The 26,559-nt window shown below is 37.6% G+C and carries 30 protein-coding genes and 1 tRNA gene; 7 read left to right on the top strand and 24 right to left on the bottom strand.

Features of this window, described 5'->3' with window-relative positions:
- Positions 1 to 262: 262 nt before the first annotated feature.
- The 21 genes from ACWIW0_RS01785 to rsuA form a co-directional block, all read right to left on the bottom strand.
- Entirely contained in the window at positions 263 to 2,449 is a 2,187-nt protein-coding gene (locus tag ACWIW0_RS01785) for a DUF927 domain-containing protein (protein WP_454451958.1), read from the bottom strand.
- Positions 2,450 to 2,519: 70 nt separating this feature from the next.
- Positions 2,520 to 2,747 carry a hypothetical protein gene (locus tag ACWIW0_RS01780; protein WP_454451957.1) on the bottom strand — a complete coding sequence of 76 codons (228 nt, stop codon included), beginning with the start codon at positions 2,745 to 2,747 and terminating at the stop codon, positions 2,520 to 2,522.
- A complete protein-coding gene (locus ACWIW0_RS01775; RefSeq protein ID WP_454451956.1) occupies positions 2,741 to 3,091 on the bottom strand; it encodes a helix-turn-helix transcriptional regulator in 351 nt (116 codons plus the stop codon). Before ACWIW0_RS01775 ends, ACWIW0_RS01780 begins: the two co-directional genes overlap by 7 nt.
- Positions 3,079 to 3,432, bottom strand: a complete 354-nt coding sequence (locus tag ACWIW0_RS01770; protein ID WP_454451955.1) for a hypothetical protein — start codon at positions 3,430 to 3,432, stop codon at positions 3,079 to 3,081. Before ACWIW0_RS01770 ends, ACWIW0_RS01775 begins: the two co-directional genes overlap by 13 nt.
- Positions 3,425 to 3,775, bottom strand: coding sequence for a hypothetical protein (locus ACWIW0_RS01765; RefSeq protein ID WP_454451954.1), 351 nt, complete (start codon positions 3,773 to 3,775; stop codon positions 3,425 to 3,427). Before ACWIW0_RS01765 ends, ACWIW0_RS01770 begins: the two co-directional genes overlap by 8 nt.
- Positions 3,768 to 3,971, bottom strand: coding sequence for a hypothetical protein (locus ACWIW0_RS01760; protein WP_454451953.1), 204 nt, complete (start codon positions 3,969 to 3,971; stop codon positions 3,768 to 3,770). The genes ACWIW0_RS01765 and ACWIW0_RS01760 overlap by 8 nt, the downstream gene beginning before the upstream one ends.
- On the bottom strand, positions 3,964 to 4,566 hold the full coding sequence (locus tag ACWIW0_RS01755) for a host cell division inhibitor Icd-like protein (protein WP_454451952.1): 603 nt from the start codon (positions 4,564 to 4,566) through the stop codon (positions 3,964 to 3,966). The genes ACWIW0_RS01760 and ACWIW0_RS01755 overlap by 8 nt, the downstream gene beginning before the upstream one ends.
- A gap of 193 nt (positions 4,567 to 4,759) precedes the next feature.
- A complete protein-coding gene (locus tag ACWIW0_RS01750) occupies positions 4,760 to 4,909 on the bottom strand; it encodes a hypothetical protein (protein WP_454451951.1) in 150 nt (49 codons plus the stop codon).
- Between the two features lie 91 nt (positions 4,910 to 5,000).
- Positions 5,001 to 5,354, bottom strand: a complete 354-nt coding sequence (locus ACWIW0_RS01745; protein ID WP_454451950.1) for a transcriptional regulator — start codon at positions 5,352 to 5,354, stop codon at positions 5,001 to 5,003.
- Positions 5,327 to 5,521: a helix-turn-helix transcriptional regulator gene (locus ACWIW0_RS01740; RefSeq protein ID WP_157395552.1), complete on the bottom strand. Its 195-nt coding sequence runs from the start codon at positions 5,519 to 5,521 to the stop codon at positions 5,327 to 5,329. The genes ACWIW0_RS01745 and ACWIW0_RS01740 overlap by 28 nt, the downstream gene beginning before the upstream one ends.
- Positions 5,522 to 5,692: 171 nt before the next feature.
- Positions 5,693 to 6,817, bottom strand: a complete 1,125-nt coding sequence (locus ACWIW0_RS01735) for a hypothetical protein (protein WP_454451949.1) — start codon at positions 6,815 to 6,817, stop codon at positions 5,693 to 5,695.
- 99 nt (positions 6,818 to 6,916) lie between these two features.
- Entirely contained in the window at positions 6,917 to 7,141 is a 225-nt protein-coding gene (locus ACWIW0_RS01730; protein WP_454451948.1) for a hypothetical protein, read from the bottom strand.
- A 3-nt stretch (positions 7,142 to 7,144) separates the two neighbouring features.
- On the bottom strand, positions 7,145 to 8,116 hold the full coding sequence (locus tag ACWIW0_RS01725) for a P2 family phage major capsid protein (RefSeq protein WP_454451947.1): 972 nt from the start codon (positions 8,114 to 8,116) through the stop codon (positions 7,145 to 7,147).
- Between the two features lie 13 nt (positions 8,117 to 8,129).
- Positions 8,130 to 8,801 carry a hypothetical protein gene (locus tag ACWIW0_RS01720; protein ID WP_454451946.1) on the bottom strand — a complete coding sequence of 224 codons (672 nt, stop codon included), beginning with the start codon at positions 8,799 to 8,801 and terminating at the stop codon, positions 8,130 to 8,132.
- Positions 8,802 to 8,810: 9 nt separating this feature from the next.
- Positions 8,811 to 9,017: a helix-turn-helix transcriptional regulator gene (locus ACWIW0_RS01715; protein WP_454451945.1), complete on the bottom strand. Its 207-nt coding sequence runs from the start codon at positions 9,015 to 9,017 to the stop codon at positions 8,811 to 8,813.
- A 532-nt stretch (positions 9,018 to 9,549) separates the two neighbouring features.
- Entirely contained in the window at positions 9,550 to 10,767 is a 1,218-nt protein-coding gene (locus ACWIW0_RS01710; RefSeq protein ID WP_454451944.1) for a tyrosine-type recombinase/integrase, read from the bottom strand.
- A 200-nt stretch (positions 10,768 to 10,967) separates the two neighbouring features.
- Positions 10,968 to 11,044, bottom strand: a tRNA-Ile gene (locus ACWIW0_RS01705).
- Between the two features lie 158 nt (positions 11,045 to 11,202).
- Positions 11,203 to 11,808, bottom strand: coding sequence for a 3-isopropylmalate dehydratase small subunit (leuD, locus tag ACWIW0_RS01700; protein ID WP_454451943.1), 606 nt, complete (start codon positions 11,806 to 11,808; stop codon positions 11,203 to 11,205).
- Between the two features lie 96 nt (positions 11,809 to 11,904).
- Positions 11,905 to 13,311, bottom strand: coding sequence for a 3-isopropylmalate dehydratase large subunit (gene leuC, locus ACWIW0_RS01695; protein ID WP_454451942.1), 1,407 nt, complete (start codon positions 13,309 to 13,311; stop codon positions 11,905 to 11,907).
- Positions 13,312 to 13,702: 391 nt separating this feature from the next.
- Positions 13,703 to 14,890, bottom strand: a complete 1,188-nt coding sequence (locus tag ACWIW0_RS01690; RefSeq protein WP_454451941.1) for a Bcr/CflA family multidrug efflux MFS transporter — start codon at positions 14,888 to 14,890, stop codon at positions 13,703 to 13,705.
- Entirely contained in the window at positions 14,890 to 15,582 is a 693-nt protein-coding gene (rsuA, locus tag ACWIW0_RS01685) for a 16S rRNA pseudouridine(516) synthase RsuA (protein WP_454451940.1), read from the bottom strand. The genes ACWIW0_RS01690 and rsuA overlap by 1 nt, the downstream gene beginning before the upstream one ends.
- Positions 15,583 to 15,751: 169 nt before the next feature.
- Here rsuA and ACWIW0_RS01680 point away from each other — a divergent pair, with 169 nt between their 5' ends.
- Genes ACWIW0_RS01680 through apbC form a run of 3 tightly spaced genes read left to right on the top strand, consistent with a single transcriptional unit; the run spans position 15,752 to position 19,073 of the window.
- Positions 15,752 to 16,405 carry a YchE family NAAT transporter gene (locus ACWIW0_RS01680; RefSeq protein WP_454451939.1) on the top strand — a complete coding sequence of 218 codons (654 nt, stop codon included), beginning with the start codon at positions 15,752 to 15,754 and terminating at the stop codon, positions 16,403 to 16,405.
- Positions 16,406 to 16,461: 56 nt separating this feature from the next.
- Positions 16,462 to 17,979 (top strand): peptide ABC transporter substrate-binding protein, encoded by a 1,518-nt coding sequence (locus ACWIW0_RS01675; protein WP_454451938.1) that lies wholly within the window; start codon positions 16,462 to 16,464, stop codon positions 17,977 to 17,979.
- Positions 17,976 to 19,073, top strand: coding sequence for an iron-sulfur cluster carrier protein ApbC (gene apbC, locus ACWIW0_RS01670; protein WP_454451937.1), 1,098 nt, complete (start codon positions 17,976 to 17,978; stop codon positions 19,071 to 19,073). Before ACWIW0_RS01675 ends, apbC begins: the two co-directional genes overlap by 4 nt.
- A 269-nt stretch (positions 19,074 to 19,342) precedes the next feature.
- On the opposite strand, the gene srmB is transcribed toward apbC, so the two are convergent.
- The 3 genes from srmB to ACWIW0_RS01655 all read right to left on the bottom strand — a co-directional run bounded on the left by srmB (position 19,343) and on the right by ACWIW0_RS01655 (position 21,576).
- Entirely contained in the window at positions 19,343 to 20,653 is a 1,311-nt protein-coding gene (gene srmB / locus ACWIW0_RS01665) for an ATP-dependent RNA helicase SrmB (protein ID WP_454451936.1), read from the bottom strand.
- Between the two features lie 70 nt (positions 20,654 to 20,723).
- Positions 20,724 to 21,167 carry a ribosomal protein S18-alanine N-acetyltransferase gene (gene rimI, locus ACWIW0_RS01660; RefSeq protein WP_454451935.1) on the bottom strand — a complete coding sequence of 148 codons (444 nt, stop codon included), beginning with the start codon at positions 21,165 to 21,167 and terminating at the stop codon, positions 20,724 to 20,726.
- Positions 21,154 to 21,576 carry a DNA polymerase III subunit psi gene (locus ACWIW0_RS01655; protein WP_454452008.1) on the bottom strand — a complete coding sequence of 141 codons (423 nt, stop codon included), beginning with the start codon at positions 21,574 to 21,576 and terminating at the stop codon, positions 21,154 to 21,156. Before ACWIW0_RS01655 ends, rimI begins: the two co-directional genes overlap by 14 nt.
- A gap of 82 nt (positions 21,577 to 21,658) precedes the next feature.
- On the opposite strand from ACWIW0_RS01655, the gene rsmC reads away from it, so the two are divergent.
- From rsmC to ACWIW0_RS01635, 4 genes are all read left to right on the top strand, one after another.
- On the top strand, positions 21,659 to 22,648 hold the full coding sequence (gene rsmC, locus ACWIW0_RS01650) for a 16S rRNA (guanine(1207)-N(2))-methyltransferase RsmC (protein ID WP_454451934.1): 990 nt from the start codon (positions 21,659 to 21,661) through the stop codon (positions 22,646 to 22,648).
- 34 nt (positions 22,649 to 22,682) lie between these two features.
- Positions 22,683 to 23,777 carry a CdaR family transcriptional regulator gene (locus ACWIW0_RS01645; RefSeq protein WP_454451933.1) on the top strand — a complete coding sequence of 365 codons (1,095 nt, stop codon included), beginning with the start codon at positions 22,683 to 22,685 and terminating at the stop codon, positions 23,775 to 23,777.
- Positions 23,778 to 23,905: 128 nt separating this feature from the next.
- Positions 23,906 to 25,285, top strand: a complete 1,380-nt coding sequence (locus ACWIW0_RS01640; protein WP_454451932.1) for a GntP family permease — start codon at positions 23,906 to 23,908, stop codon at positions 25,283 to 25,285.
- A 9-nt stretch (positions 25,286 to 25,294) separates the two neighbouring features.
- A complete protein-coding gene (locus ACWIW0_RS01635) occupies positions 25,295 to 26,428 on the top strand; it encodes a glycerate kinase (RefSeq protein WP_454451931.1) in 1,134 nt (377 codons plus the stop codon).
- Positions 26,429 to 26,559: the final 131 nt, after the last annotated feature.

The raw sequence follows: 26,559 nt of genomic DNA, 5'->3' as shown, positions 1-26,559 counted from the left end.
GTCCACTTTTTATTTTAAAAAAATGGACAGTCCATTTTTTGAATTTTTCCTAAATGGACAACAGTGGACAAAAAATAGTGTTTTAGGTGTATTTTATGGACATAAATGGACAATAATGGACAATTTAATATATGTAAGACATTGATTTATATAGATATTTATTTTTTTGTCATCGTGTCCACATTATTTTTAGTCATTCTGTAAAATTTTATTCTGGGGTTCAAGGCGAAAAAAATCCCCGCATTGTGCGGGGTGGGTAAAATCATTCGCTTGGTTCGTCTTCTGTGCTTTCGTCTAACTGTTCCACTAAATAACATCGAGTGCGTTTTGGGTCAATCGCAAGCGGTATTTTGTGCAAGTAAACATTAGTTGTATCTTTCCCTTGATTTGGCGTTAGCATCTTCACTTCTGCTAAGACTTTTAACGCTACTTTCTTATTTCTGCCTGCTAATACTTCATCGGTGAAGACTTTCGGGATAATAAACATCTGCCCCTTTTTATATTTCCCATAATCTTGAATAAATCTATAACCTGCCGCATTGTAAACGGTGGGTTGTGGATATTCGCCTACTGCTGGGCATTTAATAAAACGGCTTTCTAAATTCGCAAATAGCCAGCTATTTACCTGATTTATTACGGTGGTTTCTTCTCGGCTTCGAGTGCCAAAATCTTCTTGCCAGTCTAGGAATGATTTTAAAATTGCCTCCCTGTTTTCTTCTTCACTCCAGCCAGTAAATGATTTGGCAAGTTGTAGGGCGGTTTCTAATATAGCAAAACGGCTTGATACTCGCTGGATCTGTGCGTTTTGGTGTTCTAATCGTTCTAACCATAGCTTTTCAACGGCTTTATATTGGGCTTTAATTTCGGCTTTGTTGGCTATGATAAATTTAATCCATTCACGCCCTACAACGCCATAATGCTCAAACGTTTGTGCGTTTAAGTGGTCGGCGTGAGCTTTGTTATCAGTAAAACCGTGTAATTCTTTAGCCTCTATCATTGGCACGTTGAGCAGTCGGACTAATTGCCCTGCTTTTGGGGTGATGCCTTTCGATTTTAAAAAGCCTTCTAAATCATATTCGCCCGTTGATAGGGCGGTGATTTTCCATTTGTTTACCTCTTGATTTCCGCCGTCTTTTTGCCCTCTTCCTCTGCCTGTTTCATTGAAAAGTTTATAGGCTGCGTTTTCAACGTCTTTTACGTCTTGAACCTGCCCTAGTTCGTCAAGGGTTAATAAACCGTCATTTACTGATTGAGCAAAGTTCATAATGGCTACGGGGGTGTTATCCCACGATTTTTCAAGGGTTTTACGATGCCCCCATATACTGTTAGCCAAATTTAATGCGGTGGATTTCCCTGCAGTGCTATCGTGGTGAAGGTGAACGCCAAAAGAATCTGCATTGAGAATTTTTAAGAGTGGACTAGCAAAAGATGCGGCAATAGCCAGCATCATTGATTGATTCCCTCTGATATAATGAGCGATCTCATTTTTCCAGCTTTCCGCCGTGCCTTTTGTGGTGTAACCGTTCTCGCCATTGCTTTTATTTTTAAATAATACAGGGTTTTTAGGTTCGCCAATGATCTCGCCACTTGGCAATAAATAAGCCCCATTATGCCAGCCTGTCTTTTCTGTTACGCTCCATTTTGTTGTATGGTCGCCGTTAAAATGGAAATAGTCGGCTAATTTGTTTAAATAGCTTTCATTCGTCATTTTTAAGCCGTAACGTTGCATAACTTCCCAACCTGCTGTTTTTCCAAAGTTGGCGAAAGAAATCGCTTCTTGGTGGCGTTTTTTGGTTTGTGGGTGTAGCCATTCAAAAATATAAAAGGCTTCTCCGCTTTCGGTGTAGCCCTCGCCTTTTAGCTCTAACGGGTCGCAAGCCCATTTTTCAATCTCATACATTACATCGCCTTCTTTATCTAATTTCGGAACAACATAATATAAGCCCTTACGTCCGTTGATATTCCGTTCTTCAAAATAGGGACTATATTTCGGCTCATTCTCGGCGATTTTATCCGCTGCCATTTTGGCAAGTTGTTGGGTGCTTTCGTCAGTGCGTAGGCGGTGAATATAGTCGCTTACGTCTTCGATTGTCTGCCCTAAATTATCGGCAAAAATCACTTTTTCAAGCGGTGAGTTTTGGGCGATATTTTGCAAAAGGGCGGTTTTCTGCATTTCGATCAATTCTCCAAACTGACAAAAACGGATCATTGTTTGGCTTTGGGTTAAATTAAGCTGGTGTACTTGGTTTAATTGGTCTTTACCAATAACAAGCGGTAGGTTTTTAGGGTCTTTGCCTGTAGCTTGGCATAAGAGTAGCCATTCTTGCCCATTCGCTCGTTTTTCTTGTTTGTTGTAGCTCAATGCCCCCCACGCTTGCGAACCTATCAAGCAAAAAATTTCCGTAAATTTATCGGTGGGCTGTTTATCAAAAAAAGGGGCGTTAATCATCTCTATCAATCCTTAATCTTGTAAATAATATTGATGAACGGGCGAATTTATCGCCCGTATTTTTAGCTCGTTAGCGGTGTTTTCTTCTCGCTATTTTTTGGCGTTTGCGTGCCTGTTTAGCCGTTTTATTGGCTCGGTGCTTTTTCCCTTGCTGTTGCTGGTAGCGTTGAAAATCGGCGAAAGATTTCATCTGCTCAAACGGGGTAAAATTGCCGAATTGAGCTTGGAATGTTGCCTCATCGCTTGCAAAAAATTCGATTTCTGTGCCGTCTGGTAAATTTATACGGTGTGTTAGCATTGTTCGCCCCCTTGTTCGCGTTGTTCTAACTGTTTTTTCATATACGCATTTATTTCACTTTCCATAAAAAAGGTTAGTGATCCTTGTTTGATTTTCTTCGGAAAATCAGGGATATGGCAGCCCGAATCAGGACGCAACCAACGATCAATCGTTGCACGGCTTACGCCAAAACGCTCAATCACTTCTTGAATGCTGATAAATTTAAAATCAGGCTTTGGCATTTCTTGAAATTGGCTTGCTTGTAGTGAGCTAGTGGCGTTTAATCGCTTATCTAACTCTTCCGCTATTAAGGTTCTCAATTCGTCTTTAAAGGCTTTCACAAGGTTCTCTATTAGCTTTTGCATACATCGCCCCCTTTCAAAATATCACGCTCAAAACGGCTAAATTGCTCCTCTATGTGGCGATTGTAGGCTTTGTGTAGCTCTATCATTGCTTCAATGCCAGCATTCAAGGCTTGCCAGCTTGGGGCTTGTTCTCGTATGCAATCGTAAATAAAAGGGATTGTTCGAGAAATTTCAAGGTTTACGCCAAAAAAGAAAAATCTTTCTTGGTCGGTAAATTCTCTATTTTCGGTTTGCTCTATTACGGTTAGGCTTTCATATCCGCAACAATCATCAAGGGCAGGGATTGGTTTATGATAGTCTTGGCGTTCTGTTTGGTTTTCTGTTTGTGTTTGGTTATGCATAGAACGCCCCCGTTTTTTCTATAAAATCTGTTTCTTGGAATGGTCTTACACTAAAAGCGTACTGTGGGAAATGCCCTTTATGCTCGGCTTTTAGCTCTTCGGCTGTTGCTTTGCTGCCTACGCCTACAATGATGTCGCCTTGTGTTTTATGGTGAAGAATAGTTAAATACAGTTCTTTTGTAGTCGCTCGCATTACAAAAACTGAACCTTCTTCTATTTTTTCGGCTAATGCTTTTGCGAAATTGTGGGCTTTTTGTTCCGTTCTAAATACAGAAATATGATTTACTAGCGGTTTATTTTTCACGAGTAAAACGGCGGTGGCTGCTAAATAGTAATTATTCATCTCTCCCCCCTTGCATTGTTTGGCGTAGTTCGTGAGTGTTTGCGGTGTTTTTCATTGATGAATAAACACAATCAAGCATTTTTTGGGCTAATTTGTTGTTGCCCTTGCTCATCATCTCTTCACAAAATTGCATATCGTCTAAAAGGCTTTCTAGCTCGGCTTTTAGGGTTTGGATTTCTTGGGATAGATTACGCATAAACGCCCCCTTGTGTTGCTTGAGTGGTGTAAGCGGTTGGATTTAGTCGGACTTTTGCAACTGGGCGATTAAGCTCTAGGCGGTAGTCTGCTGTGAGTTGTAGGCGTGCGTCTGTTTCGCTGTGGGCGATAACTCGGACGGTTTGCGGTGTGTAGGTGTCTGTGTTGCGTAGCACACAAGAAAAAGTATAAGCAAATAATGGTTTCATTGCTGATAGCTCCGTGTAAAAGTTTATTGGGGCTATCGCTAACATTTTCCACAATGTAGGGCGATAGCGTGTAACGGGGTGGAAAACTGCGATACACGGAACACAGTCAAGGGCTAAGCCTTGCCCGCTACACGCTACCATTGATGAACACGCTAAAATATAGCGTTCTTTAGGTGTGCGTGAGCAACGAATAAAAAAAGCACGGGTTGAAGGCGTGCTATTATTCGCCGTGTATCTATTCGAGTTTCCACACTCGGCTCTCGATTTTGCGAAAGCGTGGCAAGCATACGGCGAATTGTTTCGGGTTGTCAATAACAATCTGGAAATTTGTTGCATTTTAGCAAAAAATGGCGTAGATTGTTTCTGTTTTCGAAATAAAGTTTTCATAGTTTCTTTAATCCTTTAATTTGAGTAAATAAACTGATTTAAAACCGCTTGCAAGGCTCTCAATTTTGCAAGCGTTTTTTTTATGGTGCATCTACGCAAAATCTAGCGAGTTATTACCCTGCATTTTTTATTTGAGAAGCGTAGATACACTTAATTAGCTAATAAATTGGCGTTATTTTCCCTTTGTATTGGCTTATTGCTTCAAGGCTAAAATAAATTCGGCGAGTGATGGCAGTTTCCAAAATAGCAACGCTAATCCTCCGCCTATTCCTACCGATGTTAGAAAGAATTTTATGCCTTTGTATAGCTCCATTCCTGCCGCATCTGCTCCTTGTTCGCTCATTTTTCCCCCTAGTCTGAAGTTTGTAATTAGTTTGATGAAGAATTTCATTGCCTTGCCACCGCTTGCCGTCTTTCTTTACGCTCTAGCGGTGTTAGTGCTTTGGGATAGTTTCTTCACTGTGGAATAAATCGGGCTGTTCTTTGCCTGCTCTAAATTGGGCTATTCTCTCATCGTTGGTTAGTGGGCGTTTGCCGTCTTCTTGTATTTGCTCCTTCTCGGTTTTGCTCCAGCGTTCCGCCTCGTTGCAATCAATAAATAAGGCTCGTTTGACGTTGGTGAGCTGTCCGACAAAATCGGCTTGCAATGTGCCACAATTTTGACAATAGATTTTTGCCTGTACGGTTAAGAGCGTGGGGCGTTCGCTGGTTCTGATGTTGCATTTACCACCACAAAACGGGCATCTGATTTCAAGTGCCATTAGTTGATCTCCTGTTGTGTTAGCCATTTGTTTACGTCTTCAGCTTTCCAGCGAGTGCATCTATTTTTTTGAATAAATGGCTTTGGGAATTTGCCTTTTTTTAATAAGTCGTAAATCGTTGTTTTTGAAAGGTTGAGCAGTGCTATCAAGTCTTTAATGCTTAGTAGCTGTGGTGATGGTGCGGTTTGCTCCATAATCTCCCCTTGTTTTGTTAAATTAGGTTTTTATACGTTCGCAAGCTGTAAAAATTGTTCGCTTGCGTTCGTTTGGTTCGCAGGGGTGATTTTGGGGTAGGTGGTTAAGTTTGGAAATTGTAAAAAAAATTGAGAATGGAAAAATTTTTACCATTCTCAAGCTATTGTTTTTTAAGGTTTTACTATTATCACTTTGGAAATTTCGATAGTCTTTCCTTTCTCATCTGGAAATTCTATTCCCATTTTATCTAGTATGTTTGTGTAGGTTCGTTCACTCTGTAATTTTAGCCCTTTCATTTTGGGATCATTACTGATTTTACTTAAAACGGCTTTTACTATGGTGTTTTTGCCTGCGGTTGGAAATTCTTTTCTAGTTGCTAAGCAGCTCTCTATTACTAGTTTTTTGGTGTATTCTTTGCCATATTGAATAGGGTTTTTAGTTTCGTAATTTTCCATTCTTGGGGCTGTTTTTTCGATTGTTTTTTGTTCGTTTTCTTCTCTGTTCTCTTGCTCTTCCCAATCTAAAAAATACGGGGGTATGTTGTCGGGCAAAATTCCCTGTTCATCTGCAAATTCTGCAAAGCCTTGTAAATTGGCTCTAAAGTTATTTTTTACCCTTAAAAGGTCATCGTGAACAATAATTAAATCTTTAGCTGAAATATAGAATTCATTTTCTACTTTCAATCTAAGAAAAATCCCTTTCCCATTTAAGCCAATTATAGGCGGTGAAAGTAAATCTTGTTCTTTAATTCTTAATCCGTTATTTAATAGTTCAAATTCTTCACTAATTAAAGAAGAACCATTATATAAACATTCTATTTTTAATGCTAATAATCCATTTATTCCAAAAATTCTTTTTTTGTATTTTTTGAAAAATGAATAAATCGCTCTGTCGTTTACTTCCCCATATTCATTAGTCATTTTTTCTATAAGGTTTTCAACGTATGGAATAAGCCATTTATCTAAATTATTATTTTTGTAATCTACCCCTTGAATAGCTAAATTACAACAATCATACATCATCTTTACATCTTTATAATTTAGCTCTACTGTTGAATGAATATCTTCAATCAATACATTATAACCATCACTAAGATCTACTCTATATTTACCATTAAATGAAATATAATTATTTATTTTATAATCAACGTGAATATAGGGTAAAAAAGCCCCTTTAAATAAAGCGTGAATAAGGTAATCTACTGATACTTTTGAGCCTGTTTCGTTGCTCAATCTTTCGCTTGCTTGTTCTAGGGTGTACCACTTGCGAGGCGGTAGGCTTGTTTTTTTGTTCATAGTTTTTCCCTTTTTTGTGTTGGCTCTCGTGGTTTATTTTAGTGTTTTTGAGAACGCTAGGGAATAAAAAAGCCCCTTTTTGTTCGGGGCTTGGGTGGGTTAGTAATTCATTACAAAGCCTTTTTGATTTGTTCGCTTTGTGTGCTTGTTTTTGTTGTTTTGCCGTTCTTCTTGAGTATAAAGCCAGCCTAAAATAAAACATTCATCTTTACCTAACTCGCCTTCTTCTACATATTCTCTAAGAATATCTATCACTTGATCTTCATTGGTGCATTTTTTCATTCTATTGAATATGGGCCTTAACTTTTCTAGTGCATCTGGCATTTTTTATTCCTTGTTTTCGTTAATGGTGGCGTTTTCAATCAGTGCAACGGCTCGATAGTCTTCAATAATAAAATCTACGCTCATTGAGTTGTAAATTTCTAGCCTGTCTTTCGCTGGGTTTTGCTCTAAAAACTTTCTGATTGTGCCTGTTTGTACATAGAGCGAGATATTATCAAGGCTTGTAATTAAAAGGGCGTTTGCTGGGAAATAAGGGCAATAAATCGCTTTTAATCCGCCTATTGTTTTTTGTGCAATGAGCATTTGATTGTTATCGGTAAGATCTTGGCTTGTAATGGCTAAATCTTCATCGCTAAAAATATCTCGCCCACAAATAGCGACTAAGTTCCCTTTGCTTTTGAATGGCTCTTCAATTTTCGCTAAAGCGGTTTTGATTAGTGCTTTTTTGCTTGTGTAGCTTTGCTCTTCGGCGATCACTTTATCTTGTGCATTCTCTCGAATGCGTTGTAGCCAGCCTTTTGTGGTATCTTCCCCTAGTTTGTGGGTTGTCGGGTCTGAAGTGCCTGCTTTCTGCTTGCCATTCCAGCCAGCAATCAATAACGCCGTTAAATGTTGCTGTTCTAAATAAGCATCTAACGCTTGATTAAAATCGACTTCTTCAAGCTGGGTAAATGCGTCTAATTTTGCATAGCTTATATAGGTGTCTAAATTCAGTTGGCTGCATTCAAATTCTTGAAAGGGGGCGATAAAGCTCGGGTTTACGCTTCTTTCTTGTTGGTCTGTGTTTGTGGTGCTTGGAATTGGGATATTTAAGCCTAAGCAATTCCCACGTTCTAGGCGTGATTTGAATACGTTGATTAAACCTAAAAAGCTATTATTTTTTATGTTGGTGAAGAAGTTATTTTCTAGTTCTTCATTTAGGTTTATTATTTTTACTTCCCCATAGTTATCTAAACATAAAGAATTAGAAAAAGTCTCAAGGTATTTTTTAAATTTTTGTGATGTTAATAGTTCCATTTCTTTTTCCTTGTTATAAGTTATTTAATAATTTGTCAAAACCTTTTGCAGTTTTATCAAATTTTTCTTTGTGAATTTGCCCTGGCGTTTTAAATGTAAAATTTCGTGTTGGGTCTGGAATATGTAATTTTTCATCAATTTGATAATTTTCAGAAATAGATGATGATATTTTTGAAATAATATGCTTCATTACATATTCTTCTACCCCAATATAATCTTCATTCCAAGAACTGCCCGTTGCTGAAAATTTCCCACTATAATAAAAACGAGTGAAAAAATCATCAAGTACGCTTTTATTTTCTTCAAGCCATTTTTTAAAATCTGCATCAATATTTTGTGCAAAAATCGCTTGCCGTGTAAAAATAACTTCCCCACGTTTAGAGCGAATAACTTCGGCTTGCTGATATATTTTCTCTTGTAAATCTTCTAATTTTGCTTGCTGGTATTCAATACGGGCTTTTAATCCTGTAGTTTGGTTGCGTAGCTCTATATATTCGTCTTCGCTAATTTCCCCGCTTGCAATTAAGCCTTTTTCAACCTTTGAAATTGCTTCTTGTAGCTCGTTTTTAAATGCCGAGATGATTTTTTCTGTTTTTTCTTTCTCGGCTTTTAAATCGGTGAATTTTGCCGTTTCTTTCTCAAAATCGGCTTTCTCTTGTTTAAATTGTTGCTCTAGCTGGTTCATAGCTTGCCCTTATTGGTTGCGGTTTTTGTGAATTTGTTCGGCTATCCAGTGCTGAATTTCACTCTCTAGCCATACTTTGGAATTTGTGCTTATGCTGATGTTTTGCGGGAATTCGCCAGCCTTCATTTTTCTATATATTGTGCTATCTGAAAGAGAAGTTAGGCGGATCACTTCATCAATTTTGATAAATCGTTCTCTTTGGGCGGTTTTCTCCATTTGTGGCTTACTCCTGAAAAATTTCTCTTGCTTGCGGTGTCAAGCAGTTGCAAGCAATGTTACTAATTTATAAAAAATTGGCTATTTGTTCGGGGTGTGGTAGTTTTTTTCACAATTTGGGGCGGTTTGGGCTGATTGGCTCAAGTCTGTAAGCGGTGAGATTTGGGCGATTTTTTGCAAAATTTGGGCGGTTCTGTCGTGCTTCTTTCAGTAATCAGAAAAAGAGGGCAGTTTTAGGGGTAGAAATTTGCGTAATCGTGCGTATAAATGCGTAAAAATTGAGGGGGTGAATGTGTGGAAAGGGCTTATATAGGGCAAGGCTTGAGGCTTTTTATGCAATGCGTAAAAATCTATAGGTTAAGTATGTGCGGGCGAGGCGAGGTAGCGAGCGATTTACAAGCGGTGAGAGTGTCTAACAATTAAGCATATAATAAAGTTTTTTATATAAGCCCATTGCACTATTTGAGACAATAAGCTGGGAAGAACAAAAGACTAAAGCAAATAAAAAGCGGTATCCCTACCGCTCCCATAATTATTTAGCCTTCTTGCATTGTTCTACATAATCGCCCCAAGCCTGCATAATGGCACGCCTTCTTTCTAAATAACTCCCCCTAAAATAAGCATTTCTAACGGTATCCGCTCCAACGTGTGACAAACAAGCCTCAATAACAAACGGCTCTTCTGTAAAACGTTCATTCAAATAAGTGCTTGCAATACTCCGCAAGCCGTGAGCGGTTAAAATTCCGCTATACTTGCCTTGCTCTATCCGTTTGATTGCATTATTTACCGTTTGGCTGTTGGTTGGTTTGCTTCGGTCATTACGCCCTACAAAAACGTGCTTATAGCTTCCATTAAATAGCCTTATTTCTTCTAAAATTTGCAAGGCTTGAGAAGATAAGGGTACACAATGCCCACGCTTTCCGCCTTTCATTCTCTCCGCTGGAATAGATAAAATCTTATTTTCCCAATCTATATCACTCCACTGAACCGCCGATGCTTCAAAAGGGCGTAGCATTGTTACTAACTGCCATTCAATCAAAAGCTTAATTTGTGGCGTACGGTTGGATTTCTGCAACATCTGCATAAACTCCGCAAGCTCTTCAGGCTTTATAGTTGGCTGGTGTGTACTTGCAACGGTAGCAAATGCCTTTTTAATGGGTGTAATTGGATTATGTGGAATACGTCCGCATAGCATTGCATAATCTAAAATTTCTATTAAATTCCCCAAAACTCTTTGCAATGTATCAGGCTTTACTATTTCCAAGTCTTGCAATTTCTCTATGGTGTCCGTGATTGTGAATTGGTTTAGCCTATAATCCACAAAACGAGGGAATAAATGATTTTCAAGGCGTTTTAGTGTTTTATTCTTCGTCTCCTCATTATATTTCCCCTTGCTTTGTTTCCAGTCTGCCCATTTGTAGGCAAAATCAGAAAATAATTCATCTCTCTGTTCTTGCTCCCTCTTCTGCTGCTCGATGTATTCAAAGGGATCTATGTTTTTTAAAAGTAGGGTTTTGTGATGCCTTGCTATTTCTCTAGCTTCTGCTAGTCGCATAAAGGGGAAAGTGCCTAAAGTTTTCTTCAGTCTCTTTTTAGAAATTGGGTGAACATAGACAAAACGCCATACTTTAGCGTTCTGTGGTGAAATAGATAGATAAAGATTATTCCCATCTGCTAGGGAATATTCTTTATCTTTAGGTTTTAGATTTTTGATTTTTAATTCATTAAGCGGTTTTACAGTTTTAGCCATAGCTTGCTCCTAAGTATTAAATAAGAATAAGCCTATTTGATGTAACTAATTAAAAAGCGACTTTTAAAAAGTTACACAATTAGTTACATAAACAAGCGGATACAAGCGAACTCATAAGAACCTAAGCGAACAAAAAAAGAATATATTTGATTGATTTTCTTGATGTTTTTTACTGTTGCGAACGTATAAAAACTCTAAAATGGTCCCCCCTACCGGACTTGAACCAGTGACCAAGCGATTATGAGTCGCCTGCTCTAACCGACTGAGCTAAGGGGGGATAGATGAAATGAAAAACGGACGAGATTATAAAGATAAAGTTATTATAAATCTAGTTTTAGGTATTTACTTGCATAAAAAAACATCTAATAGGTATAGGTTAGGATTAATTTCTATCCAAACCTACACGCTAGGTTATAAATATTTACTGCAATGGAGCTATCTTAAAAAAGCAGGAATTTTATTTTCGTACTCTGCAATTTTCTGTTCGTGTTGTAGCGTTAAGCCAATGTTGTCCAAGCCATTTAATAAGCAGTGGCGGCGGAAACTATCAATTTCAAAAGGATAGGTTTTGCCGTTAGCTACAACAATTTGTGCTTCAAGATCAACGGTAATTTCAGCGCCTTCATTCGCAACGACATATTTGAACAGCTCATCAACTTCTTCTTCGCTTAAACGGATAGGCAACATTTGGTTATTTAAGCTATTACCATAAAATATATCAGCGAAACTTGGTGCGATAATTGCTCGAATGCCGTAATCATCTAATGCCCAAGGTGCGTGTTCACGAGAAGAGCCACAGCCAAAATTCTCACGAGCAAGTAAGATACTCGCACCTTTATAACGTGGGTAGTTAAGCACAAAATCAGGGTTGGGTTGTTTACCTTCATCATCTAAAAAACGCCATTCGTGGAATAAATGTGCTCCAAAGCCGACACGAGTTACTTTTTGTAAGAACTGTTTTGGAATAATTGCATCAGTATCAACATTTGATGCGTCAAGTGGTACAGCTAAGCCTGTATGTTGTCTAAATTCTTTTGCCATTTTATCTGTCCTTTTCTCTTTTTATGTTTTACAAGCGGTACTTTTAGTAAAATTTTTTGAAAATCTGCCCGCTTGTAACATTGATTTATTAAATAATTAGTGAAGTTCAACTTTGCGAATATCGACAAATTTACCGAATACCGCTGCAGCAGCAGCCATTGCTGGGCTGACTAAGTGAGTGCGTCCACCACGACCTTGACGACCTTCAAAGTTACGGTTACTGGTTGAAGCACAACGCTCACCTGGCGCTAAACGGTCTTGGTTCATTGCCAAACACATTGAGCAACCTGGCTGACGCCATTCAAACCCTGCTTCAATAAAAATCTTATCTAAGCCTTCTTTTTCTGCTTGTTCACGCACTAAGCCTGAGCCTGGAACAACGAGTGCTTGTACTCCATTTGCAACTTTACGCCCTTTAGCCACAGCGGCCGCCGCTCGTAGGTCTTCAATACGAGAGTTTGTACAAGAGCCAATAAAGACTTTGTCAATAGAAACATCAGTTAATTTGATACCGTGTGGTAAATCCATATAAGCAAGTGCTTTCTCTGCAGATTGGCGCTCAATAGGATCGCTCATTTCAGCAGGGTTTGGAATTACATCGTTTACACCAATAACGTGTCCTGGGTTTGTCCCCCAAGTAATTTGAGGTTCAATTTCATTACCTTCTAAGGTAACAACGGTATCAAATTCTGCCCCTTCGTCTGTATGTAATGTTTTCCAGTAGGCAACGGCATTATCCCAGTCTTCACCTTTAGGAGCATTTGGTTTATCTTTTAAATAAGCAAAGGTGGTTTCATCAGGGGCAATTAAGCCTGATTTTGCACCTAATTCGATAGCCATATTACAAACGGTCATACGACCTTCCATTGATAAATCACGAATGGCTTCCCCACAGAATTCCACAACGTGTCCTGTACCACCTGCCATAGTGGTTTTACCGATAATGGCAAGAACAATATCTTTCGCTGTAATACCTTCACGAACTTTACCACGCACTTCAATTTTCATTTTCTTTGCACGAGCTTGTTTAACGGTTTGGGTGGCAAGAACGTGTTCTACTTCTGATGTTCCAATACCAAATGCTAATGCACCGAAAGCACCGTGAGTTGCAGTATGAGAGTCACCACAAACAATGGTCATTCCTGGTAAGGTTAAGCCTTGCTCTGGCCCCATAACGTGTACGATACCTTGGTTAATATGGTTAATGTCGTAGAGTTGAATGCCAAATTGGTCTGTATTTTTAGATAATTCTACCATTTGAATACGTCCCATTTCACCAGAACCGCTTAAATCACGACTATCCGTTGGTACGTTGTGATCCATTGTTGCAACGGTTTTAGTTGGTTGGCGTACTTCACGTCCCATTGCTCTTAACCCATCGAATGCTTGCGGAGATGTTACTTCGTGAACTAAATGGCGGTTGATATAGAGTAAGGGCGTTTCGCCCGGTGCTTCGTGAACAATATGGGCATCAAACAATTTTTCGTATAACGTTTTTTTCATAGCTTTTCCAACTCAGTAATAAAATGTGATTAAAACTAAACAAGCAGTATGCTATTTGAAAACCGTATCACTCATTTTAATAGAGAAGGGGATTGAGTATATTCCTATTCTAGAATGGTAACGGAATGTAAATGTTTTCATAAAAGCAACCGCTTGTTGAATGTTAAGGAATATAACTGCTCTCAAAATGAAAGTAAAATGCTATTTTTAATCAAAATGGCTCTTTTTATTCTGTTTGATAAGCAATAAATAGATAAATATTAGATATTTGCAGAATAAAATCTTGTATTTGTCTGATTTAATAGAACCTTATCTACTAGATAAGGTTCTTTATAGAAGATTAGATAGTAAAGGCTATTTATAAATTTGCTATATTAACAGGAAAATCCTATCAATCAGCATTACGACAAGCCAAAAAATAGTAGCAAATAAATGCTACAAAAGTACAACTTGCCATCATATATAGCATTGGTCGTTCAGTACTTAATGGAATGTGAGATAGCCCTGCACCAATCAATGAGGCAATACCAAAACGAGCTGTTCCTGCTACGGCATTTGCTGTTCCTGCCATTTGGGGATAGCGATCTAAAATAGCTGCTGATGCGTTACTACCTATGGTGGAAACCATTCCGACAAAAACAGCAACACCAATTGCCATTGACCATAAACCTAGTTGTAATGTGGCGGAAATGACCAACCAAATTCCAGCTATAAATTGTAATGTTAAACCAATTCGTAGCATTTTTTCCGAACCGATTTTAGTAACTAAACGCCCGTTAATAAAGGTCATTACGATCATTACACCGATATTTAGCATAAAAAAGTAGCCAAAATATTCCGCTGAAACACCATATAGACCGATATAAACGAGTGAACCTGATGTCAGAAAGCAGAACATTCCTGCAAAGGAAAGACCACCCACTAAAACATAACCAAGAGTTGCTTTATGTGAGATTAGTGCTGCAAAGTTTTTTAATACTTTAGCAAAATTTAGTGGCATTTTATTTTCAGCTTTTAAGGTTTCTGGCACGCCTATGGCAAACAGGCAGACACAAATAATTCCCATCGCCATTAGTAGATAGAAAATAGCGTGCCAATGGAACCAATGGGCGATATGCCCACCCATAATCGGAGCAAGTAATGGGGCAACCATTGTAATAATCATAATCGTGGACATCATTCGTGCAAATTGGTTACGGTCAAACAGATCTCGTACTAATGCCCCAAGTACCACTGCAGGAGCTGCACCAAATAAACCTTGAATTAAACGTAATAGGTAAAAGTTCTCAATGTTGGAAACTTGAGTGAGAAAAAAAGAAGCAACAGCTCCCCCCGATAATCCTAATAGAATAATAGGTTTTCGCCCGAAACTATCTGCAATCGGTCCCCAAAAAAGTTGTCCTATGGCAAAGCCAAAGGTAAAAATTGCTAAGGTAGTTTGGACTTTCTCTTGAGAAACATTGAGATCTTGAGCAATATCTAAAAATGATGGCAGATACATATCAATGGCAAGAGGTGGGAGCATTGAGAGTAAGCCTAAAATTACGACAAAAAAGCCGTTTGGTCTTGTTGTATTCATTAAAAACTCGCTATTTCTTGTTCTGTTAAAGCCCTAAATTCCCCTTCTTCAAGGGATTGATCTAAAATTATATTACCAATTCGCCAGCGATGTAGAGCGATAACTTTATTTCCTAAAGCGGCAAACATTCGTTTAACTTGATGATAACGACCTTCGCTGATGGTTAAATTGGCGTTGTAATCATCTAGAATTTCTAAGGTCGCGGGTTTTGTTAATGTTTTTTCACCGCGTAATAAAATTCCTGAAGCAAATTGTTCGGCATAGAATGGCTCAATAGGATCAGCTAATGTAACTAAATAAGTTTTTTCACAATGATGTTTAGGCGATGTTATACGATGCGACCATTGACCGTCATCAGTTAAGAGTACTAAGCCTGTGGTATCCGCATCTAAACGTCCTGCACAATGTAATTTGGCGGTTAATGGGTAATCAAAAAATTGAAAGACAGTTGGGTAATCGCCATCATCGTGAGAACAGACACAGTTTTGTGGTTTATACAGCATAAAATATTGCCCTTCACTTACCCACTCCAATGTTTCTCCATCAAAGCAAATTTCATCTTGTTCGCTAATTTTTAAAGCACTATTTTTCTCAACAATTCCATTAACGGTAACTTGTCCAGCTCTTAATGCTTTTGTTGCTTGTGAGCGAGTTAATCCCGTATTTTCTGCAATAAATTTATCTAAACGCATTCTTTATATTTCCTGAATAAAAGGTGATATCCCAAATAAAAATAAGGTAATTGGTAGATTATAGACCTATTTTCTCTTTTTCGTTGTAAATTTTTGCAAGCTCTTTGGCGATTTTGCTATATGCTTATATAATAGAAAATTATATCTTTCGTTCAAAATAGGCATTTTCGTGGAAATTGTTGTTAATTTTGCTATTTATCTGCAATTCTTTATTGGATTATTCGCTATCGTAAATCCGTTCGGCACTTTACCGATCTTTTTCAGTATGACGGCACATCAGTACGAAGCGGATCGCAATAGAACAAATTTAACTACCTCAATTTCTGTGGGCGTGATTTTGTTAGTGAGCCTTTATTTTGGTAAGCTGATCTTAGATGCTTTCAGTATTTCATTAAATTCTTTCCGTGTTGCGGGTGGCTTTTTGATTGTAAGTATTGCAATGACAATGATTAGCGGTAAATTGGGTGAGCATAAACAGAATAAAGAAGAACGAAATGAAGATGTTTCGGAGTATGAAAATCTTGGTGTTGTACCATTAGCAATGCCAATTATGGCTGGGCCAGGGGCGATAGGTTCTACGATCGTTTGGGGTACTCGTTATCATTCGTGGGTAGATTATGTCGGCTTTAGTATTGCAATTATTCTATTTGCCGCTATTTGCTATATTTTATTCCGATTTTCTGCTCCATTAGTTAAGCGTTTAGGAAAGACGGGTTCAAATGTTGTTACCCGTATTATGGGGCTAATTTTAATGGCGTTAGGCATTGAAATTATTGTTGCGGGATTAAGCAACTTATTCCCTGGACTTACATCAATTCACTAAGAAAAATAATGAATATTAAGTCTAGGATCAACTTTACCACTAAAGGAAGATAAGCGGTGAAATTTGCAAAATTTTTTACAATACTAACCGCTTGTTTAGGGTTTATAACGGCTTGTGATCAAAAGACAGAGCCGAAACTAACAATTTCAGAAATGGATAAATCCCCCACTGAATTGACGCGTGCGATTTATTCTGCCCATTTACAACTTGACCCACATTTAATTAAAGCAACGGCTGACGCATCACCTGTTCGTGATTTACTTGTCGGTTTGATGCGATTTAATTCAGCTGGAGAAGTTGTTCCTGCAATCGCTAAGGAGTTTTTTAGTGATGATCATAAAAATTGGCTCTTTATCTTAGATGATCAAGCAAAATGGTCGAATGGTGAAGCAGTCATTGCAGATGATTTTGTCGCAAGTTGGCAGCGTCTTGCGGATAAAAATAATCGCTCTTCGTTGGCTCATTATTTGATCTATATGGGCGTTGAGAATGCGAAAGAAATTATTCAAGGCACAAAAGTAAGTGATGAGTTAGGGGTTAAAGCACTCAATTCTCATACCTTACAGATCCAATTAGTTCAAGCTAATCCAAATTTTCCTAAAATGTTGGCTCATATTGCACTGCTACCAACTTATCGTGGGCAAAAGCCTGAAGAATATGGCTTTATTAGTAATGGTGATTACCGAATAAAAGAGCGTAGTAAAACAACTTTAACCCTGCAATCGCAGCAGTCTGACACTGCTTTCCAGACAGTGTTATACCAGCTGATTACAACCATTCAAAACCCTAGCCGTTTTGATATCGTAGAGAATCCACTGGCAAGTTATACTCGTAACCAAATAATGCTTCCCCGTTTATGTACCTATTTTTACGAATTTAACTTTAACGATCCAATGTTGAAACGAAAGGAAGTTCGCCAAGCTATTCAAGCGATGTTATCAACATCTCAAATAGCTAATGGTGTGGGAATAGCTAATTATTTTGTATTACCCAAAACAATGCTTGAAAATTCAGAGCGTCCATTACCGAAATTTAGTGCAGAGCAAATTTTGCACCAAATTGATATTGATGTGAAATCACCTATTCAAATTAGTTTAACCTATGATGATCACAAACCACACAATACCATAGCAACTCGCATTGCTCGTAGGCTAGGGCAATCAGATCTTTTTAGGATCGATGAACAAGCAGTGAGTTGGGAAGAATTATTAGCAAAACGTAATGCACAACAATTTCAACTTATTCGCTCTGGCTGGTGTGCAGATTATGAAGATCCACTCTCTTTTTTAACAATGTTTCATTCAAGTAGTCCCGATAATAAAAGCGGCTATCATAATGAAAGAGTAAATCAATCATTGGAATCTTTACAATCAGAAGCATTATCACAAGCTGAGAGAGAGCAAAAAATATTGGATACTGTATATGAATTGCAAAAAGATATTGCTATCTTACCGCTTTTCCAATATCAACGGAGAGTAACGGTATTACCTGATATTCAAGGGATTAAAATGAATAACAGTAGTGAAGTGATTTACAGTAAAGATTTATATCGACAAAAAAAGGATACACAATGAACCAACTTACCGAACAACAGCTCAATACAATTAAAGAGATTGTTCAACAATTTACACACTTAACGTTACAAAAAGATTTGTTAGCATTGAATGCACTTAAAAAAGCAGAATTAGCAGGTGGAATTTTACGTCTTGAATTTACAATGCCATTCGCTTGGAATAGTGGGTTTGAAGCACTGAAACAGGCAACAGAAGAAAAGTTAAAACAAGCGACCAATGCAAGCTCAGTTAAATGGGTAATTAATTATCAAATTGCTACATTAAAACGTGCTAACAATCACCCTGCTGTAAATGGTGTCAAAAATATTATTGCAGTAACTTCAGGTAAAGGTGGGGTAGGTAAATCAACCACTACGGTAAATTTAGCTTTGGCATTAAAAGCTCAAGGAGCAAGAGTTGGGATTTTAGATGCGGATATTTATGGTCCATCTGTTCCGCATATGTTAGGTGCGGCAGATCAACGCCCAACATCACCAGATAATAAGCATATCACACCGATTGAGGCACAAGGCATTTACTCGAACTCTATCGGCTATCTAATGGAACCTGACAATGCGACTATTTGGCGTGGGCCAATGGCAAGTAGTGCATTAAGCCAGTTATTACAGGAAACGTGGTGGCCTGATTTAGATTATCTAGTTATTGATATGCCTCCAGGTACGGGGGATATTCAATTAACGCTTTCTCAGCAAATTCCTGTTACGGGTGCTGTGGTAGTTACTACTCCACAAGATATTGCCTTACTTGATGCGATTAAAGGGATAGCAATGTTCGAGCGAGTATCTGTACCAGTATTAGGTATTGTTGAGAATATGAGTGTACACATTTGTTCAAATTGTGGGCATCACGAACATATTTTTGGTACAGGTGGGGCAAATCGTGTTGCAGAAAAATATAAAACGCAAGTATTAGGTCAATTACCATTGCATATTCGTCTGCGTGAAGATCTTGATAACGGCACACCGACAGTCGTTGCAGATCCTAATCACGAAATCAGCCAAGCTTATGCAGAGTTAGCATCAAAAGTAGCAGCTGAACTCTACTGGCAAGGTAGTGTTATTCCTTCAGAAATTATGATTAGAGAAGTGAAGTAAACCACCATTAAAAACAGCATATAGAACAAAAGTATAGTAGACAAAAAGTTGGTAACAATTATTTATCTACTATACGGCGTGATGGACTAAATAGACTTTAGTCAAAGAGCTTGGTAATAATACATCGTAAACTCAGGCAGTAAGCTAAGATACGTTTATTGTCGTCGACAAGTACTTATCCAAACTAAGCTGAATAAACAGGTATATTTTCCACAGGATGTATGTGTTATATTGAGTTACACAATACATCATAGTGTAAAAGATTGATCCTATTCTATGCTTGGTTTTCTCCGTTTACCAATATTTTTGGTATCTTTATGGCGAACTTTTACTTTTTTCTTAGCAGCCTCTTTTTTATCTTCTTTTTTCTTCTTAATGCGTGCTTTTTCTTTTTTCGTTACACTAATGATCTCACCATCTTTGGGGGCTTTAGTACGAGGTTCTAAACCTTCAATCAAACGAGGTTTCAATACTTCTTCGGTATAACGTTGGATTTTGCCAAGTAATTTATAATCGTGAGCTTCAACCAAAGAAACTGCCGAGCCTTTTTTCCCTGCTCGTGCAGTACGTCCGATACGGTGTAAATAGGTATCTGCACTATATGGCAAATCAAAGTTAATAACAAAATCGACATCATCAATATCTATTCCACGAGCGGCAACATCTGTGGCTACCAATATATTAACAATCCCTTCTTTTAAGCGTGTAATCGACTGGTTACGTTGTGTTTGTGCCATTTCTCCTTCTAAATAGGTCGAGCGAATACCACGTTTACGCAAGGTTTCACTTAATTCTCTAACAGCTTCTCGGCGACGTACAAACACAATCCCACGTTCTACTTCAAAGTTTCCAATTAGACGAGCCAATAGTTTGGTTTTATGTTCAAGATTATCGGCGTGATAATACCATTGTTGGATTTTCTTACGTTCTCTACGGCTTGGTTCAGCATCAATTTCTAGTGGATTAGTTAAAATTCGTTGAGCAAAATCTACTAATAATTCACCTTCAAGGGTTGCCGAAAATAACCAAGTATATTTACGCCAACGTGTTTCGGCTGCAATAGTCTCTGCATCTTGACCAAATCCCATTTGTAGCATTCGGTCGGCTTCGTCAAAGATTAGCACTTCAACAGAACGGCAGTCGAAATTTTCTTCCTTGATATATTGCAATAAACGTCCTGGTGTTGCCACCACAAGATCTTGGTTAGTATTAAAGACTTCACCGTGGTTTTGATAAGCCACACCACCTGTAATAGTAGTAATTTTCAAATTAGTAAATTGAGCCAATTCTTCTGTTTGTTCTGCCACTTGCATTGCTAATTCTCGTGTTGGTGTTAAAACTAAAATGCGAGGTGGACCAGGTTTACGACGAGGATGATCAAGTAAGTGCTGGATAGCTGGGAGTAAAAATGCCGCAGTTTTTCCTGTCCCCGTAGGTGCTGAGCCTAACACATCTCTACCTTCGAGAGCGGCTGGAATAGTTTGTTGTTGGATACTGGTTGGGCGGTTATAGCCTTTTTTCGCTAATGCTTTGAGTAATTCTGGACTTAAATCTAATTCTTCAAATGTTGGGGTATTCATAAATGTCTCATTGTAAAATAATTATTTGATCTGACCGCTTATTCTATCATCTTTGAGTAGATTAGGTGGATTAAAGATAAAGTGCCATCACAACTGCATTCTCTCGCTCACCTGTTGGGGTAGGGTAGTAATTTTTGCGTAAGGTAACTTCATTAAAGCCTAATTTATCGTAGAGTTGGCGAGCCGTTTGATTCGATTCTCGCACTTCAAGCCATAGAGTTAGTACGTTCCGTTGTTGTAATTGTTGAATAAGCGATTCTAGCAATTTTTTTCCGTAGCCTTTTCCTTGAAATTCTGGGGCAACGGCAATGTTAAATAATGTTGCTTCATCTAGCACTTTTTGGCAAATCGCAAAGGCAACAATTTGGTTTTCAATAGATAGTTTTAAATTAAGATAACGTTCCCCTTGATTATTGAGCAACGTTCCCTTACTCCAAGGTACTAAATGGGCTTGTTGCTCAATCTCAAATAGGCGGCTAAAGTCGCTATCAATAATAGGGCTAATTGTAGTCATTTTCAGTATTTAAGGTAAATGGTTCAATCTGTTGCCAAAATTGGCGTTTATTTGTAGCAAGTTGAAGACTTTGCCAAGACGAGCTTTGCCAAGCGGTTTGATTGGCAAATTTTTTTGTAAAAGTAGCCGCTTGTTGTTCAGGCTGAATTAACCAAAAATAAGGCGAGTGAGTTAAAGCAAGGCGGACTGCTTGCTCCATATTAAGCCATTGATATTGGTTGGTATTTAAACCCAAAGCTCGCAAAATATCTTGAAATAACCCAGAGTGTTGATAATCTTCTTCACATACCACCACAAATTTAATGTGTGGAGCTAAGCGAATTTGTGCATCGCCCTTTAATACCTGTGGTTTGGTTAGCACCCATTGGGTAATATTCATCTCTTGTAACAGCAAATCTCGCCGATTCATCATATTTCCTCATAAAGTTGTGGGGAATGGTAGCAAAAGTCGGTAAAATGCGGAAATTATTTTAAGTAAAAAGTGAAAAATTATGTTATCTCTTGAAAGTGAAGTATTGGAACGTCATTTGGCGTTATTTGAAAATAAAAGTATTTTATTATTTGGCGATGTGCGAGATCGCTTTGCTGATGTCATTCGTGCAAAAGCCACAAATGTTGCGGTTTTCTCAAGTTATTTTGATTATGCAAATCAACATAAAGATGTGATATTTGGGTTGGAATGTGAGCAGCCCGCAGACCTAGCTGTATTTTACTGGACTAAAAATAAGCAAGAGTGCCAATTCCAATTATTACAATGGCTTTCTAACGCACCAGTTGGGCAAGAATTATTGATTATTGGTGAGAATAGAGCTGGCGTTCGATCTGTTGAAACAATGCTTTCTTCATTAGGCGAAATTGCCAAAATTGACTCCGCACGCCGTTGTGGTTTATATCATTTTGCATTAAGTGAAAAACCGAGCTTTGATGGTAAAAAATTCTGGAAATCTTACCGCTTAGAAGATTTAATAGTTTATGCGTTGCCAGCGGTATTTAGCTCTGCGGCATTAGATACAGGATCAAAACTATTGCTTTCTACTTTTACAAAATCAGATGGATTAAAAGGCAAAGTACTCGATCTAGGCTGTGGTTCAGGTGTTATCGGCGCTGCTTTAAAACAACAATTCCCGAAAATTAAGCTCACAATGTCGGATATTCACGCAATGGCAATCCATTCTAGCCAGCGAACATTAGCTGAAAATCAATTAGACGGGGAAGTTTTAGCCAGTGATGTCTTTTCTCATATTGACGGTCGTTTCGATTTAATTATTTCTAACCCACCATTTCACGATGGTATCGACACCGCTTACCGTGCAGTAGAAACACTTATTGCACAGTCAAAACAACACTTAAACAAAGGCGGTGAATTGCGTATTGTCGCCAACGCTTTTTTACCTTACCCAGACTTATTAGACCAAGCCTTTGGCTCACATCAGTTGTTAGCAAAATCTAATAAGTTTAAGGTTTATTCGGTAAGAGCTTAATTTAAAATCATCTATTTTTACAGAAGGAAAAGTGATGAAACTAAGTAAATCTATTGCAAATTTAATCGTCAAGAGAGCTATGCAAATCATTCCTTATTCTGTAAATGTAATGGATGAAAATGGCATTATTATTGCTTCTGGAGATCCTAGCCGCCTTAATCAAAAACATACAGGAGCAATACTCTCATTACGAAAAAATCAGATAACGGAAATTGATAGTGATTTAGTTAAATTATGGAATGATGAAGTAAAAGAAGGGATAAATTTACCTTTAAATTATTTTGGTAATACAGTTGGTGTCGTTGGTATTTCAGGTAATCCTAAAGAAATAAGACAGTATGCTCAGTTAGTAAAAATGGCTGCTGAATTGATTATGGAACAATCTTTTGAGATTGAAAAAGATATTTGGAAAAAACGTTATAAAGAAGAGTTTATTAAAGGATTATTAAGCGCAACACTAACACCAGAACAAATAAAACAACAAGCTGACTTTTGGAAAATCAATATTTATCAACCTATATCTGTTGTACTACTCAAAATAAAGAACGTTACTCCAGAATTATTGCAAAAATTATTATCGTATTTTGAATATCATTACCCTACATTATTTATTGCAGTTATTGAGATTGATAAACTCGCATTATTAAAAGAAGAGACACGAGATAAAAACTTGTGTAGAGATATTTCACAGATATTTTCTACTTTAAATATACAAGGGCATATCGTGGTTGGAGCAAAAGTAAAAGAATTTTGTCTAGCCTATATTTCTTATCAGACCGCTTATAGTACTTTAATTCACATCGAGCGTATTGCACCTAAGAAAAAATTGGTTATGTTTGATGAGTACAAAATACCATCTCTTTTTCAAGAGTTTAGCGATAGCTGGCAAGCAAAAGAATTATTAAAACCATTTAAAAAACTATTAGAGCAAGATGAAAACCACCTTCTTTTAAAAAGCCTACAATGCTATTTTTTATCAAACTGTGATCTTGTTCACGCTTCCCAAAAGTTATTTATACACCCCAATACATTACGTTATCGGCTAGATAAGATAGAACGAATTACTTCTTTATCTTTCAATAAGATAGATGAAAAATTTATTTTATATTTAGGTTCAATTTGGTACTGATGTTTTGGGTTTTTATATAAAACAATTCGATTTATTACGTATATTTTTGTATTTATATACAAAGAAATTTTTATACTTTTACCAAATAATAAAGTAACTTTAACAAAGATAACCAAAAGGAGCTTTATATGACTGGTATTACATTGATTATCAGTTTTGTTATTGCAATTATTATAATGATATGGTCAATAGCTAAATTGAAAGTCCATCCATTTTTAGCATTGATGAGTGTTTCACTTGGACTAGCATTGGTTGCAGGGATTCCTTTAGATAAAATTCCTGCACTTATTGGAACTGGATTTAGTGGCACGTTTAAAAGTATTGGTATCGTCATTATTTTTGGGGCAATCATTGGTACAATTTTAGAAAAAACAGGAGCAGCACTAAAACTAGCTGATATGGTTATTAAATTTGTTGGTCAGAAAAGGCCTGAATTAGCAATGTTGATAATGGGCTGGGTAGTTGGTATTCCTGTTTTTTGTGATAGCGGTTTTGTAGTCTTGAATCCTATTAGAGAAGCTATTCGCAGAAAAATAGCTGCAAGTCCTGTTGGAATGGCTGTTGCACTAAGTGCAGGTTTATATGCATCTCACGTATTTATTCCCCCTACCCCAGGTCCAATTGCTGCAGCTGGTGCTATTGGGTTGGGTAATAATCTATTATTAGTGATCTTAATGGGGATCTTAGTTTCTTTTCCTGTATTGGTTGCTAGCTACTTTTTTGCGAAACGAGTAAGCAAAACTATTATTATTTCTGATGAAAAAGGTTCTGATGATGCTATACATCAAAGCTACGATGAATTAATTAAGCATTATGGAAAATTACCGAGTGGTTTTTTAAGTCTGGCACCTATTATTGCACCAATTTTATTAATGGCTTTAGGTTCTGTTGCAAAAATTATGGGATTAAGTGGAGATATTGGAATTTTTATTCAATTCTTAGGAAATCCAATTATCGCTTTAGCCATTGGTGTTATTTTTGCAGTGTTGTTATTAGTTCAAAGTAAAAAAATTGCTGAGTTTGATAGTTTAACTAATGATACATTAAAAGTTGTAGGACCTATATTATTTATTACAGCTGCTGGTGGTGTTCTTGGTAATGTTATTACTCAAGCTGGATTTGTAGAATATATTAAAGAGAATGCTCATATTATCAGTAGTGCTGGTATTTTCTTCCCATTCCTTATTTCGGCTATTTTAAAAACTGCACAGGGTAGCTCTACTGTTGCAATTATTACAACCGCATCAATTATGGGTGGATTTGATGCTAGTGATTCCTTAATGAATGCCTTAGGGCTAACTAGCGATATGGCTGCTGCTTTAACGGTTATGGCTATTGCTGCAGGTGCAATGTGTGTTTCTCACGCCAATGATAGCTATTATTGGGTCGTAACTAACTTTACAAAATTAACTCCTCAACAAGGTTACAGAACACAAACAGCTTTAACCTTTATTATGGGAACAGTGGGAATGCTAACTGTCTATTTACTTTCTCTCGTATTATTATAAGGATATTCAATGAACATTGTTATTGCCCCTGATTCTTTTAAAGAAAGTTTGAGTGCGTTAGAAGTTGCTCAAGCTATTCAGATTGGATTTAGTCGTATATATCCAAATGCTAACTATCAATTAGTTCCAATGGCTGATGGTGGCGAAGGTACAGTTCAATCTTTAACAGATGCCACATCGGGAGATTTGCAAAAAACATCAGTTATCGCACCGCTTGGTAATGTAGTTGATGCGGTTTGGGGTATATCAAAAGATCGCAAAATTGCCTTTATTGAGATGGCTGAAGCCTCAGGTTTGCATCTGGTACCTGTTGAGCAACGAAATCCATTAAAAACTACTAGCTATGGTACTGGGCAGTTGATTAAAGCTGCCCTAGAGAAAGGTGTTTCCAAAATTATATTAGGTATAGGTGGAAGTGCGACTAATGATGCTGGGGTAGGTATGCTCCAAGCATTAGGGGGGCAATTTAAAGATAATATGGGCAAAGAAATTGGCTTTGGGGGAGAACAACTCGCTCAGATCGACAGTATTGACCTATCTTGCCTTGATGCTAGATTAGCTAACGTTGAGTTTGACGTGGCTTGTGATGTGAATAATCCTCTTTGTGGCGAGATGGGGGCTTCTGCTATTTTTGGTCCTCAAAAAGGAGCAACGGCTGAAATGGTGGATATTCTTGATCGTGCTTTGTGTCATTTTGCGAAGAAAGTTGAAAGTCAATTTGGCTTAAATATTGCGGATAAGAGTGGGGCAGGAGCAGCTGGAGGAATGGGTGGAGGCTTATTGTTGTTACCAAAAATAAAATTGCAATCTGGGGTTAAAATTGTGATTGATGCGGTGGGATTAAGCGAGAAAATCAAAGTTGCAGATTTAGTCATTACTGGGGAAGGCAGAATGGATGCTCAATCTGTCTCAGGTAAAACGCCCATTGGCGTTGCTAATGTTGCTAAGCAATATGCAAAACCTGTTATTGCAATAACGGGTTGTTTGAAAGAAGATTACTCTGTTGTTTATCAATGTGGTATTGATGCTGTCTTTCCTATAATTCGACAGTTGGATTCGCTAGATGCAACACTGAAAGCAGGGAAAGATAACTTAATTTCAACAGCAGAGAATGTGGCAAGGTTATTGAAATTATCATTATAATTTATCCTATTAGGATATATTTTTAGCAATCGCAATATAGGTATAGTAGATAAAATGCTAATTTACCTCCCATAAAAAGAGTTTCTAACAATATAAGAAAAATATTATTAGCAACTATTTTATCCATTACC

This window comes from Ursidibacter sp. B-7004-1, from assembly GCF_053654055.1.
Note: the sequence above shows the minus strand (reverse complement) of the source record. Positions and strands in the feature narration are given on the sequence as shown.